General features: G+C 75.7%; 11 protein-coding genes and 1 riboswitch. Of the genes, 5 read left to right on the forward strand and 6 right to left on the reverse strand.

Features of this window, described 5'->3' with window-relative positions:
- Positions 1 to 71: 71 nt before the first annotated feature.
- A complete protein-coding gene (locus V1J52_RS25145; protein ID WP_330142260.1) occupies positions 72 to 1,349 on the reverse strand; it encodes an ABC transporter substrate-binding protein in 1,278 nt (425 codons plus the stop codon).
- A gap of 146 nt (positions 1,350 to 1,495) precedes the next feature.
- On the opposite strand from V1J52_RS25145, the gene V1J52_RS25150 reads away from it, so the two are divergent.
- Genes V1J52_RS25150 through V1J52_RS25160 form a run of 3 tightly spaced genes read left to right on the forward strand, consistent with a single transcriptional unit; the run spans position 1,496 to position 5,230 of the window.
- On the forward strand, positions 1,496 to 2,002 hold the full coding sequence (locus V1J52_RS25150) for a PadR family transcriptional regulator (RefSeq protein ID WP_330142261.1): 507 nt from the start codon (positions 1,496 to 1,498) through the stop codon (positions 2,000 to 2,002).
- On the forward strand, positions 1,999 to 2,856 hold the full coding sequence (locus tag V1J52_RS25155) for an ABC transporter ATP-binding protein (RefSeq protein ID WP_330142262.1): 858 nt from the start codon (positions 1,999 to 2,001) through the stop codon (positions 2,854 to 2,856). Before V1J52_RS25150 ends, V1J52_RS25155 begins: the two co-directional genes overlap by 4 nt.
- 10 nt (positions 2,857 to 2,866) lie before the next feature.
- Positions 2,867 to 5,230 carry an ABC transporter permease gene (locus V1J52_RS25160; protein WP_330142263.1) on the forward strand — a complete coding sequence of 788 codons (2,364 nt, stop codon included), beginning with the start codon at positions 2,867 to 2,869 and terminating at the stop codon, positions 5,228 to 5,230.
- A 34-nt stretch (positions 5,231 to 5,264) separates the two neighbouring features.
- On the opposite strand, the gene ygfZ is transcribed toward V1J52_RS25160, so the two are convergent.
- From ygfZ to V1J52_RS25185, 5 genes are all read right to left on the reverse strand, one after another.
- Positions 5,265 to 6,239, reverse strand: coding sequence for a CAF17-like 4Fe-4S cluster assembly/insertion protein YgfZ (ygfZ, locus tag V1J52_RS25165; RefSeq protein WP_330142264.1), 975 nt, complete (start codon positions 6,237 to 6,239; stop codon positions 5,265 to 5,267).
- A gap of 9 nt (positions 6,240 to 6,248) precedes the next feature.
- The gene (locus V1J52_RS25170) at positions 6,249 to 6,686 is read right to left on the reverse strand and encodes a Fur family transcriptional regulator (RefSeq protein WP_330142265.1); all 438 of its coding nucleotides are present in this window, start codon (positions 6,684 to 6,686) and stop codon (positions 6,249 to 6,251) included.
- Between the two features lie 50 nt (positions 6,687 to 6,736).
- A complete protein-coding gene (locus V1J52_RS25175; RefSeq protein WP_330142266.1) occupies positions 6,737 to 7,792 on the reverse strand; it encodes an ABC transporter substrate-binding protein in 1,056 nt (351 codons plus the stop codon).
- An 85-nt stretch (positions 7,793 to 7,877) separates the two neighbouring features.
- A complete protein-coding gene (locus tag V1J52_RS25180) occupies positions 7,878 to 8,669 on the reverse strand; it encodes an ABC transporter ATP-binding protein (RefSeq protein WP_330142267.1) in 792 nt (263 codons plus the stop codon).
- Positions 8,669 to 9,769: a FecCD family ABC transporter permease gene (locus tag V1J52_RS25185; protein ID WP_330142271.1), complete on the reverse strand. Its 1,101-nt coding sequence runs from the start codon at positions 9,767 to 9,769 to the stop codon at positions 8,669 to 8,671. The genes V1J52_RS25180 and V1J52_RS25185 overlap by 1 nt, the downstream gene beginning before the upstream one ends.
- Before the next feature lie 149 nt (positions 9,770 to 9,918).
- Positions 9,919 to 9,993, reverse strand: a riboswitch (cobalamin riboswitch).
- Between the two features lie 76 nt (positions 9,994 to 10,069).
- Here V1J52_RS25185 and V1J52_RS25190 point away from each other — a divergent pair.
- Positions 10,070 to 10,603, forward strand: coding sequence for a hypothetical protein (locus V1J52_RS25190; RefSeq protein ID WP_330142268.1), 534 nt, complete (start codon positions 10,070 to 10,072; stop codon positions 10,601 to 10,603).
- 147 nt (positions 10,604 to 10,750) lie between these two features.
- Entirely contained in the window at positions 10,751 to 11,560 is an 810-nt protein-coding gene (proC, locus tag V1J52_RS25195; protein WP_330142269.1) for a pyrroline-5-carboxylate reductase, read from the forward strand.
- Positions 11,561 to 11,691: the final 131 nt, after the last annotated feature.

Genomic DNA, 11,691 nt, shown 5'->3' on the forward strand with positions numbered 1-11,691 from the left:
CGGTGATTTGGGGCTGGGCGAATACCTAACGCGTAACCGGCGCGTGACCCGCGTCTGACGGAAAGCGCCCGTCAGTCCCGGCCGGCGATCTCCGCCAGCTCCCGGGCGAGGCGCTCGACGGCCTCCCCGGGCGTGGTCCGCAGCGCGAGCGCGTCGTGCACGACCGCCTGCACCGCGAGGCTCACCTGGTCGTAGCGCGGGCTCTTCGGGCGCGGTTCGGCGGCCAGCACGCTCTCCCGCAGCGTCGGCAGGTACGGGTACGCGGCCACCAGCTCCGGATCGGTGTACAGGCCCGCCCGCACCGGCGGCAGCGAGCCCTCCGTCAGCACCCGGCGCTGCACCGGCTCGGAGGTGAGGTACGCGATCAGGTCCGCCGCCGTCCTCGGGTGGCGGGAGTGGGCGCTGATGGCGAGGTTCGAGCCGCCCAGCACGCTGGTGCCCGGACCGTCCGGCCCCGGCAGCGGCACGGTGCCGAACCTCCCGGCGACCTTCGAACCGGGCGCGTTCGCCGAGGCGTGCACGTACGGCCAGTTCCGCAGGAACAGCAGCCGTCCGCCGGTGAACGCCAGCCGGGACTCCTCCTCCTTGTAGGTGAGCGCCTCGCGCGGTATCCACCCGTCCCGGAACCCGTCCGCCAGGAACGCCAGCCCCCGCGCGGTGGCGGCCGAGTCCACCGTCACCCGCTCCCCCTCGTCGCCGAGGAAGGAACCGCCCGCCGAGCGCACCGCCTCGGTCGCGTTCGCCGCCAGCCCCTCGTACGGCAGGAACTGCCCGGCGTACCCGTCCAGCCCGTAGCGCGGGGCGATCGAGCGGGCCTGCCGCTCCAGCTCCGCCCAGGTGCGCGGCGGGCGCACGCCCTCCCGCTCCAGGACGTCCTTGCGGTAGTAGAGCAGCCCGGCGTTCGTCACGTAGGGGACGGCGTGCAGCCGGCCCCGGTACGTCGCCGTCTCCACCACCGGGGGCAGGAACGCGTCCAGCGGGTAGTCGCCGCGGTCCAGCGGCACGGTCCACCCCGCCGCGGCGAACTCCGCGGTCAGCGTGACGTCGAGGTTCAGCACGTCGAAGCGCCCGCCCCCCGCCCGCAGCTCGGCGATCATCTGGGCGCGGGTCTCGTCCGCCGAGTCCGGCAGCTCCACGAGGGTGGCCTCTTCGCCGGGGTGCGCCCGGTTCCAGTCGTCCAGCAGCGGGCCCAGGTAGCGCGTGAGGTCACTGGCCGTCGCCAGCGTCACCGGGCCGCGCGCCGCCGCGTCCCGGCCCGCCTCTACGGCCGGGGCGCCGAACCCGGCGTGGGCCGCCAGCAGGACCGCGACGGCCAGCAGCACCCGGCCCGGGACACGCGACCACCCCATCGGACCTCCCCCGCACCCGCCGGCTCCTCGCCCGGCCATGGCCTGCCATATATACCCGTTAGGGATGGGCGATACTAGGGCTCACGGTGGCCGGGACGTCCGGCGTCCGGCCGTACCGGCCCAGGCCCGGGGGAAGGAGAGCGCCGTTGCGACTGCCGCTCCTCGCCCTCCTGGCCCGCGGCCCCGCCCACGGCTACGAGCTCAAGCAGCACCTGGAGACGCTGCTCGGCGCCGCGTACCCCCAGCCCAACATCGGCCAGATCTACGTCACGCTCGGCCGGCTGGAGAAGTCCGGGCTGATCGCCGGAGAGGACGTCGAGCAGTCCCACCGCCCCAACAAACGCATCTACCGCCTCACCGACGCCGGGCGTGAGGCCGTGGCCGCCTGGTTCGACGAACCGACCGGCGAGCCCCGGGTACGGGACGAGTTCTTCATGAAGCTCGCCCTCGCCCCGCAGTCCGGCCTGGCCGACCAGATCGCCCTCATCAACAAGCAGCGGCGCCAGTACCTCAACACCATGCGGGATCTGTCCAAGCTCGCGGCGGCCGAGGAACGGGACAACCGCGTCGCGCAACTGCTCATCGAAGGGGCGATGCTGCACCTCCAGGCCGACCTCGACTGGCTGGAACGCTGTCAGGAGGAACTCGAATGAGCCGTACCGACACCCCCGGCCGGACCGGCCCCGGGGACGCCGCGGGCGGGGACGCGAAGGACGGGACGCCGCCCGCCGCGGCGCGGGCGAAGGCGGAGGCAGCCGCCGCGGCGCAGCCGATCGTGCGCGGCGAGGGCCTCACCAGGACCTACCGCGCCGAGGGCGCCCCCGTCCACGCCGTGCGCGGCGTGGACCTCACCGTGCGGCGCGGCGAGTTCGTCGCCGTGACCGGCCCCTCGGGCGCCGGGAAGTCCACGCTCCTGCACCTCGTCGGCGGCCTCCAGCGCCCCGACGCCGGCCGCCTGTGGATCGACGGCCAGCGCGTGGACGGCCACAGCGAGGCCCGCTGGGCGGTCCTGCGCCGCCGCAGCATCGGCGTCGTCTTCCAGTTCTTCAACCTCGTCTCCGACCTCACCGTCGCCGACAACGTCGAACTGCCCGCCCTGCTCGCCGGGTCCACGCCGCGCGCCGCCCGCACCGCCCGCGAGGAACTCCTCGCCGAGCTGAAGCTCACCGGCAAGGAGCGCGCCCTGCCCGGCGAGCTGTCCGGCGGCGAGCAGCAGCGCGTAGCCCTCGCCCGCGCCCTGGTCAACCACCCCGCGCTCCTCCTGGCCGACGAGCCCGCGGGCAGCCTGGACAGCAAGGGCACCCGCGAGGTGCTGCGGCTGCTCTCCCGCTTCCACGCGCGCGGTCAGACGATCGTGCTCGTCACCCACGACGCCCGCATGGCCGCCGCCGCCGACCGCGTGATCAGCTTCTTCGACGGCCGCATAACCGACGACGCCGCCCTCGGCACCGGACCGGGCCGCGCCCCGGCCCGCGGCGTGTCCGGCACGCTGGAACTGACGGACTAGGGGGCGCGCCGTGCGGAGCATCGTGCGCCGGGCCCTGGCCGACCTGCGGGCCCACCGCGGCGAGGCGCTGTTCATCGTGCTGGCCACCGCCGGGATCACCGCGGCGCTGCTGCTGGCCGGGGCCCTGTTCAGCTACGCCGCGAACCCCTGGCAGCGCGTCTTCACCCAGTCCACGGGCGCTCACGTCTGGCTGCACACCCGGGAGGACGCCCGCACCGGGGACCTCGCCGGGCTCGACGGCGTCCGCGCCACCGCGGGCCCCTACCGCACCACCCGCACCACCGCCCGCGGACCCGGCGCGGAGGCGGCCGTCGAACTGCGCGGCACGGGGCCCGGACTGCCCCGCGTAGCCCGGCCGCTGCCCAGCGCCGGACGCTGGCTCACCACCGACGACACCGGAACCGACGCGGCCCGCCGGGGCGGGGACGCGGGGCGGCCCGGCGTCGTCCTGGAGCAGTCGCTGGCGAAGGCGCTGTGGGCGCGGCCCGGCGACGCCGTCACCGTCCCCGGTGCCGGCGGCGAACGGCTCGCCCTCACCGTCGTCGGCGTCGCCGAGACCGCCGAGCCCGGCTACCGTGCGGGCGAGCGCCCCGGCACCGCGTGGGTGCTGCCCGCCGTGCTCGACCGCACCGCGCCCGGCGGCCGCCACGGACAGACCCTCGGGCTGCGCCTGTCCGACCCGGCCGACACCGACTTCACCGTCCAGCGCGCCGTCACCGCCCTCGGCGCCGACCAGGTCGTCCAGGTCACCAAGTGGCAGCAGGCCCGCGCCGAGGCTGAGGGCGGCGACCGGCTCCTCGGACTGCTCCTGGGCGTGTTCGGACTCGGCGCCCTGCTGGCCACCGGCCTCGCCGCCTTCGGCGCCATCGGCGCCCGCGTCCGCGGCCAGCTCCGCGACATCGCGGTGCTCAAGGCCATCGGCTTCACCCCGGGCCAGGTCGTCGGCACCTTCCTCGCCCAGCACCTGGCCTACGCCCTCCTCGGCGTCGCCGCGGGCACGGCGGCCACCGCCGCGCTGGGCTCCCGCATCCCCGGCCGCATCGGCGAGGCCGCCGCGGTGTGGGGCGAACTGCCCGGCCACACCGTGCTGCTGGCGGGCATCCCGGCCGCCGTCCTGCTGTTCATCACCGCCGCCACCTCACTGGCCGCCTGGCGTGCCGGACGGGTGCCCCCGGTGCCCGCCGCGCGCGCCGCCCTGCCCGCGGGCGGACCCCTGAGCGGCGCGGCCCGCCGCGTCCTGCGGCTGCGCGTGCCGCCCGCCCTCGTCCTCGGCTGGCGTGCCGCGTTCTCCGTCGGACGGGGCCGGCTGCGCGCCCTCACCACCGTCGCCCGGCTCGCGGTGCCGCTGCTGATGATCACCGTGGCGCTGAGCGCCTGGTCCACCCTGGAGCGGATGAGCTCCGAACCGGCCGACGTGGGACTGCCCGCCGCGCTCACCGCCCGCGTCACCGACCCCGGCGCCCTGGACGACGCCGCCACCCGGCGGCTCCTGAGCACCCACCCGGGCGTCGCCGCCGCCCACCCCGCCGCCGAGACGGCCGCCCTCGTCCCCGGCCAGACGGGCACGATCACCCTGCGCGGCCTGGGCACCGCCCGGCACCCCTACCCACTCGCCGTCGCCGAGGGACGCCCGCCCACCGGGCCGGACGAGGCCGTCGCCGGGCAGGGCCTGCTCGACCTGCTGGACGTCCGCGTCGGGGACTGGGTGCGGATGACGGTCGAGGGCCGCCCCCAGGTGCTGCACCTGGTCGGCCGCAGCCTGGAGACCGAACGCAGCGGCCGCGTCGTCTCCACCACCCTGGACACCCTGCGCGAACGGGACCCGGCGCTCCGCCCCGACGCCTACCACCTGGTCCTGCGCGACGGCGCCGGCCCGGGCGCCGTCCGCTCCGCGCTGGCCGAGGCGGCGGGCCCCGCCCTGGAGATCAGGCCCACCCCCGACCCCACCGCCGGGCTCGGCCCCGCCCGCGGCGTCATCACCGGCGTCATCGTCGTGCTCGCCCTCATCGGGCTGACCGAACTGCTCACCGCCATCGGCGCCACGATCCGCGACCGGGGCCGCGACCTGCTCGCCCTCAAGGCCGTCGGGCTCACCCCGCGCCAGACCGGCGCCGTCACCGTCGCCGCCACCGGCTACACCACCCTGGCCGCCGCCGTCCTCGGCATCGCCGCCGGGCTGCCCGCCGGACGCTGGCTGGTGGACGCGCAGGGCCGCTCCAGCGGCATCGGCGCGGGCATCGCCGCCCCGCCGTCCGTGACCGCGCTGGCCGCGCTCGCCGCGGTGTCGGTGCTCGGCGCCGTCGCCCTCGCCGCGCCGCCCGCCCTGCGCGCGGCGCGCCGCCGTCTCGCCGACTCCCTCAGCGAGACGCTGTAGGCCGCGCGCCCCGGGGTGCCCGGCCCGGCACGCCCTACGGCTCGACGACCACTTCCTGCGCGGCGGCGGTGCCCTCCCCGGCGAGCAGCTCCGCGTCGGCCGGTACGTTGCGCTTCACCAGCGCCAACGCGATCGGGCCCAGCTCGTGGTGGCGGGCCGACGTCGTCACGAACCCCACCGGGCGGCCGTCGGGCCCGTCCGACGCCAGGCGCACCGCGTCCCCGTGCCCGGGAACGTGCACCTCGCTGCCGTCCAGGTGCAGGAAGACCAGGCGGCGCGGCGGACGGCCCAGGTTGTGCACGCGCGCGACCGTCTCCTGGCCCCGGTAGCACCCCTTCTGGAGGTGCACGGCGGAACCGATCCAGCCCAGCTCGTGCGGGATCGTGCGGTGGTCCGTCTCCCGGCCGAGGCGGGGCCGGCGCCCCTCCACGCGCAGCGCCTCGTACGCCAGCACCCCGGCCGCCGGGCCGTTGGCCTGCGCGAACGAACTGAGCTGGTCGCGGGGCAGGAACACGTCACGCCCGTGCGGGGTCTCGCGCACCGCGGCGCCCTCCGGCACGGCGGCGATCGACCCGGCCGGGAGGTGCACCACGGCGTACTCCTCCGTCCGGTCGGCGACCTCCACCCGGTAGAAGAACTTCATCGACTCCAGGTAGGCGATCAGCGCGGCCTGCGCGCCCGGCTCGGTGTGCGCCCACACCGTCTCGCCGTCGTCCACCAGGTACAGCACGTGCTCGATGTGGCCGTGCGCGGACAGCACCAGCGCCTCGGTGGCCTGGTGCGGCGGCAGCTCACTGACGTGCTGGGTCAGCAGCAGGTGCAGCCAGCTCAGCCGGTCCGCGCCGCTGACGGTCACCACGCCCCGGTGCGAGAGGTCGGTGAAGCCGGCGCCGTCCGCGAGAGCGCGCTGCTCGCGGAAGAGGTCGCCGTAGTGGGCGGCCACGCCTTCGTCCGGCTCGTCGCAGGCCACGGCGCCGGGCAAGGACAGCAGGGGGCTCACGTAGGACATGCGGCAAGCCTACGGCGCGCCGCCGCCGCCTTCAGCCCCGCAGTCCGCGCAGCGGCCGAAGATGGCGAAGTGCTTCATGTCCGTGTCGAAGCCGAACGTGGCGCGCAGCTTCTCGGTGAACTCCGCCGCCTCGGAGACGTCGGCCTCGATCACCGCCGTGCAGTCCCGGCAGACCAGGTGCATGTGGTGGTGCCGGTCGGCCAGGTGGTACGTCGGGGCGCCGTGGCCCAGGTGCGCGTGGCTGACCAGGCCGAGCTCCTCCAGCAGCTCCAGCGTCCGGTACACCGTGGAGATGTTGACGCCGTGCGCCGTCCTGCGCACCTCGGCGAGGATGTCGTCCGGCGTGGCGTGCCCGAGGACGTCCACGGCCTCCAGCACGAGCTGCCGCTGCGGGGTCAACCGGTAACCCCGCTTGCGCAGATCCGTCTGCCAGTCGCTGCTCACCACCCTCCCAGTGTAGGAGCAGCGGCAGCCGCCGTCCCCGGGCGCGCGGCGGCTCACCCCAGGTCGCGCAGGTAGGCACCGAGCGTCTCGACGGCCGCCGGGTTGCGCGGACTCTCGACGAGGTCGGCGTAGTCCAGCACCACCACGCGGTCCTCACGGATCGCGGTCACGCCCCGCAGCGGCCCGAACGACATGAGGAACCGCTTCTTCTCCGCCGCCGAGACGTCGCCGTAGTCGTTGATCACGATGACCTCCGGGTCCCGCTCCACGACCGTCTCCCAGCCCACCGTGACCCAGGAGTCCGCCAGGTCCTTCATGACGTGGTCGCCGCCGGCCTTGGTGATGATGTCGTGCGGCCCGGCGAACCGCCCCGAGGTCAGCGGCTTGTCCCGGCCGTCGTCGTACAGGAACACCCGCGGCCGGTCCGCGCCCTTCGGCGCCCGCTCCTGGACGTCCTCGACCCGCTGCCGGAAGTCCGCCACCAGCGCCTCCGCCCGCTCCTCCACGTCGAAGACCCGCCCCAGGTTGCGCAGGTCCGTGTAGAGGGCGTCCAGCGGCGACATCACCCCGCGCGCCTTGCCCCGCCCGTTGCGGCACGACTCGCTCAGCAGGTAGGAGTCGATGCCCAGCTTCTCCAGCGTGGCCGGAGTGAGCCCGTCGGCCTCGTTGAAGCCGTAGTTCCAGCCCGCGAAGACGAGGTCCGCCTCGGCGTCGACGACGATCTCCTTGGTGATCCGCTCCCGGCCCAGCCACTCCGTCTGGCCGTAGCCGTCCTTCCACGGCACGTCCTGCGTCTCACCGTGGCGCTCGCGCATCACGTACCCGGCCATGTGGTCGGTCAGCCCGAGGGCGAACATGATCTCGGTGATGCCGACGTCGTTGGTCACCACCCGCTCGGGCGCCGCGTCGAACGTCCGCTCCTCCCCGCAGTTGGTCACGGTGACGGGGTAGTGGCCGCCGGACGGCGCGGCCTTCGCGTCCGGCTCGGCGACCTGCGCCCCGCAACCGGCCAGCAGGACCAGCGCGGCGGCGGCCGACACGCCGCCCGTCGCGGAACGGCGGGGGCGGCGGACCCGGCGGGGGCGGCGCGGAAGGGGGAAGGGCGTCATGGGGCACTCCAGGAGATGATGCGGGAAGAAGGGCGGGTCCCGGCCGGGGTCCGGAGGTCCGGGGGCCGGGGGAACGGCGGTGCGGTCAGGACGGCAGCCGGTCGAACAGCAGTTGCAGGGAGCCCGTGCGCGGATGCGTGACCCGGTGGGCCCGCACACCGAACACCCCGGCCAGCAGCTCGGGCGTCAGGACGTCACCGGGCGGACCGGACGCCACGACGGCCCCCCGCGCGATCACGTACAACTCGTCGCAGTGGCCCGCCGCCAGGTTCAGGTCGTGCAGCGCCGTCAGCACCGTCAGGGCACCCGGCACGTCCCCGGCCGCCCGCGACCGCACCAGCGCCAGCACCTCCAACTGCTGCGCGATGTCCAGGTGGTTCGTCGGCTCGTCCAGCACCAGCACCCGCGGCTCCTGCGCCAGCGCCCGCGCGATCAGCACCCGCTGCTTCTCACCGCCGGACAGCGTGAGGAACGCCCGCTCCGCCAGGTGCGCCGCCCCCACCCGCGCCAGCGCCGCCGCACAGTGCGCCCGGTCGTCCGCCGAGGTGCGCGCCGCCGCCCGCTGGTGCGGCAGCCGTCCCATCGCCACCACCTCGGCGACGGTGAAGCCGAACTCGGTCACCCCCTCCTGCGGCAGCGCCGCCAGCCGCCGCGCGCCCTCCCGGGGCGTCAGCGCGAGCACGTCCTCACCGTCCAGCCGCACCGCGCCGCCGCTCGGCCGCAGCGCCCGGTACACGCAGCGCAGCACCGTCGACTTCCCGCTCCCGTTCGGCCCGACGAGCCCGACCAGCCGCCCGCTGCCCGCCCGCAGCGTCACGTCCCGCACGATCCGCGCCCCCGCGATGTCCACGCGCAGGGCCTCCACGTCCAGTCGCATCAGGCCGCCCCGAGGGTGTGGCCGCGCCGCCGCATCAGCAGCAGGAAGCACGGCACGCCGATGACGGCCGTCAGCACGCCGACCGGCAGCTCCACCGGCGCCAGCAGCGTCCGCGACGCCACGTCCACCCACACCAGCAGCACCGCGCCCAGCAGCGGCGCCACCACCAGCAGCCCGCGGTGATCGGCGCCCACCAGCATCCGCGTCGCGTGCGGCACCATCAGCCCGACGAAGCCGATCGTGCCGCTCACCGCGACCAGCGCGCCCGTCATCACGGCCGTCAGCACGAACAGCCCGCGGCGGAACCGCTCCGCGTCCACCCCCAGCGCCGCCGCCGTCTCGTCCCCCATGGCCAGCGCGTTCAGCCGCCGCGCCGACAGCCCCAGCACGGCCAGGCCCACCGCCACCACTCCCGCGGCCAGCGGCACCGCCGCCCACGTCGCGCCGCCGAGCGAGCCCATCAGCCACATCATCGCCGAGCGCGCCGCCTCGCCCCGCTCGGCGGTGAACACCATCAGCGTCGTCACCGAGGAGAACCCGTAGTACATCGCCGTGCCCGTCAGCACGAGCCGCAGCGGCGTCATGCCGTGCGCGCTGCGCGCCACCGCGTACACCAGCCCCATCGCGCCCAGCGCCGAGACGAACGCCGCCCCCGACAGCGCCCACACCCCCAGCGCGCCGAACGCCCCGAACAGCAGCACCGCGTTGGCGCCGACCGCGGCGCCCGAGGAGATGCCCAGGACGAACGGGTCGGCCAGCGCGTTGCGCACCATGGCCTGCAACGCCACGCCGACCGCCGCGAGCCCGGCGCCAACCACGGCGGCCAGCAGCACCCGGGGCAGCCGGATCTCCCACACGATCGTGTAGGCCGACACCTCGTGCGGCGCAATCACCTCGCCCGTCAGTCCCGCCCGCACGTACCCCAGCGCGGCGCCGAAGCCCAGGCCGGACGAGCCCAGCGCGGCCGCCGCCGGAACGGACACCGCCAGGGCGAGGAGGAGCACCGTCACCAGGCCGGGCAGGGACGTCCGGCGGCCGGGCTGCGGCGCTGGCGGTTCGGGGGGTGCGGCGGCAGGCGCGGCACCGGCTCTCACGGGTATGGCCACGGGCGGATCGCCTTCGCCTCGGGCCGTGCACGATTCGGCAGAGGCTGCCCGGCCCGTCCACGCGGTGTGTCCCGCGTGCGGCGCTGCCGCGCGGCTTCCCCTCGCAGTCCACGACGAGTTGACAGGAGCATGTGCACCGCCGCGGGCATTCGGGCTCACGGAACCGGACGGCTCCGCCTACCGTTGCGGGTCAGCGCCGGACTTCGACCGGCTTCCCCCGCGGGGCGCTCCGCAGCGTACCGCCTTCCACCCCGCGCCGGGCCGGCCCGGCGCCGGGCGGCGATAATCGCACCCATGGACGACGCACCACAGGCACCCGCAGCACCGCAGCGCGACGGCGCGCCCGAACCCGAGCCGATCCGGTTCTACGGCACCACCTGGCTCGACCACTCCGGCGGCTACGCAGCCCGCCGCGCCGCACTGGCCCTCGGTGCCTTCGCGTCGGCCGCCGCCGGGGTCCTCGTCCTGCGCTTCGCCTACGAGGGCCTGACCATCGCCGAGGTCGGCAGCCTGGTGAACCTGCTCATCGTGCTGGCCTTCGCCCTGTGCAGCTCCCTCGCCTTCACCCGCACCTGGTCCGGCTACCTCCGCCGCCCCGCGGCGCCCGGCGCCGAGGGACCGGGCGGCACCCAGGGCGTCCGCCTCATCGGCTTCCTCGGCATCCTCCTCGCCTACGGCGTCCGCAGCCTCGTCGAGGCGCCCGGCGAGAAGCTGCACCGCGCCGAGTACGAGACGGCCGTCGCGCGCCACGAACGCCGCCGTACCGCCCGCACCGGCAACCCGGCGGGCCGCCGCGCGGGCCGCGGCGGCAAGGGCCGCAAGCGCTGAGCCGTCCGGCGCCCGTCCGGCGCCCGTCCGGCGCCCTTCCGGCGCCCGCGCCCGGCTGCCCCGGGAGCCCTTCGCCGTCCCGCCGGGGCCGTACCAGCACGCGGACGGCTCCGGCACCGCTCGACCCGTCTTTGCCAGGATGGGGGGATGAGCCAGAAAGTCGCCGTGCTCGGCACGGGAAAGATCGGTGAAGCCCTGCTCAGCGGAATGATCCGCGGCGGCTGGTCCCCCGACGACCTCCTGGTCACCGCGCGCCGCCCGGACCGGGCCGCGGAACTGCGCGCCCGCCACGGCGTCGCGGCGGTCACCAACGCCGAGGCCGCCAAGGCCGCCGACACCCTCATCCTGACCGTCAAGCCGCAGGACATGGCCGCGCTCCTGGACGAGCTGGTCCCCCACGTTCCCGCCGGCCGGCTGGTCATCAGCGGTGCGGCGGGCATCCCGACGAGCTTCTTCGAGACCCGCCTCCCCGAGGGCACCCCGGTCGTGCGCGTCATGACGAACACCCCCGCCCTCGTGGACGAGGCCATGTCCGTCATCTCCGCGGGTACCCACGCCGCCGAGGAGCACCTCGTCCACGCGGAGGAGATCTTCAACGGAGTCGGCAAGACGCTGCGCGTCCCGGAGTCGCAGCAGGACGCCGCCACCGCGCTCTCCGGCTCGGGACCGGCCTACTTCTACTACCTGGTCGAGGCCATGACCGACGCGGGCATCCTGCTGGGCCTGCCCCGCGACAAGGCGCACGACCTCATCGTCCAGGCCGCCATCGGTGCGGCCGTGATGCTGCGCGACAGCGGTGAGCACCCGGTGAAGCTCCGGGAGAACGTCACCTCCCCCGCGGGCACCACCATCAGCGCCATCCGGGAGCTGGAGAACCACGGCGTGCGCGCGGCCCTCATCGCCGCGCTGGAGGCGGCCCGCGACCGCAGCCGCGCCCTGGCCGGCGGCCAGGGCTGACGTCGGGCCGGCGGGTCCGGCCGACGGGCCGGACCGGGGCGTTCGCGGCCCGACGGGGGTGTTTGGCGCTCGCCCGGGGGTCGTGTAGTGTTCTTCGAGTTGTCAGCGGGCCGACATGGTCCACGACAGCG

The sequence above is a fragment of the Streptomyces solitudinis genome (assembly GCF_036323765.1).
Taxonomy (GTDB): Bacteria; Actinomycetota; Actinomycetes; order Streptomycetales; family Streptomycetaceae; genus Streptomyces.

Coding starts and splice junctions, on each gene's coding strand:
- V1J52_RS25145 (WP_330142260.1), bottom strand. CDS start 1,349: ATGGGGTGGTCGCGTGTCCCGGGCCGGGTGCTGCTGGCCGTCGCGGTC.
- V1J52_RS25155 (WP_330142262.1), top strand. CDS start 1,999: ATGAGCCGTACCGACACCCCCGGCCGGACCGGCCCCGGGGACGCCGCG.
- ygfZ (WP_330142264.1), bottom strand. CDS start 6,239: ATGTCCTACGTGAGCCCCCTGCTGTCCTTGCCCGGCGCCGTGGCCTGC.
- V1J52_RS25175 (WP_330142266.1), bottom strand. CDS start 7,792: ATGACGCCCTTCCCCCTTCCGCGCCGCCCCCGCCGGGTCCGCCGCCCC.
- V1J52_RS25180 (WP_330142267.1), bottom strand. CDS start 8,669: ATGCGACTGGACGTGGAGGCCCTGCGCGTGGACATCGCGGGGGCGCGG.
- V1J52_RS25190 (WP_330142268.1), top strand. CDS start 10,070: ATGGACGACGCACCACAGGCACCCGCAGCACCGCAGCGCGACGGCGCG.
- proC (WP_330142269.1), top strand. CDS start 10,751: ATGAGCCAGAAAGTCGCCGTGCTCGGCACGGGAAAGATCGGTGAAGCC.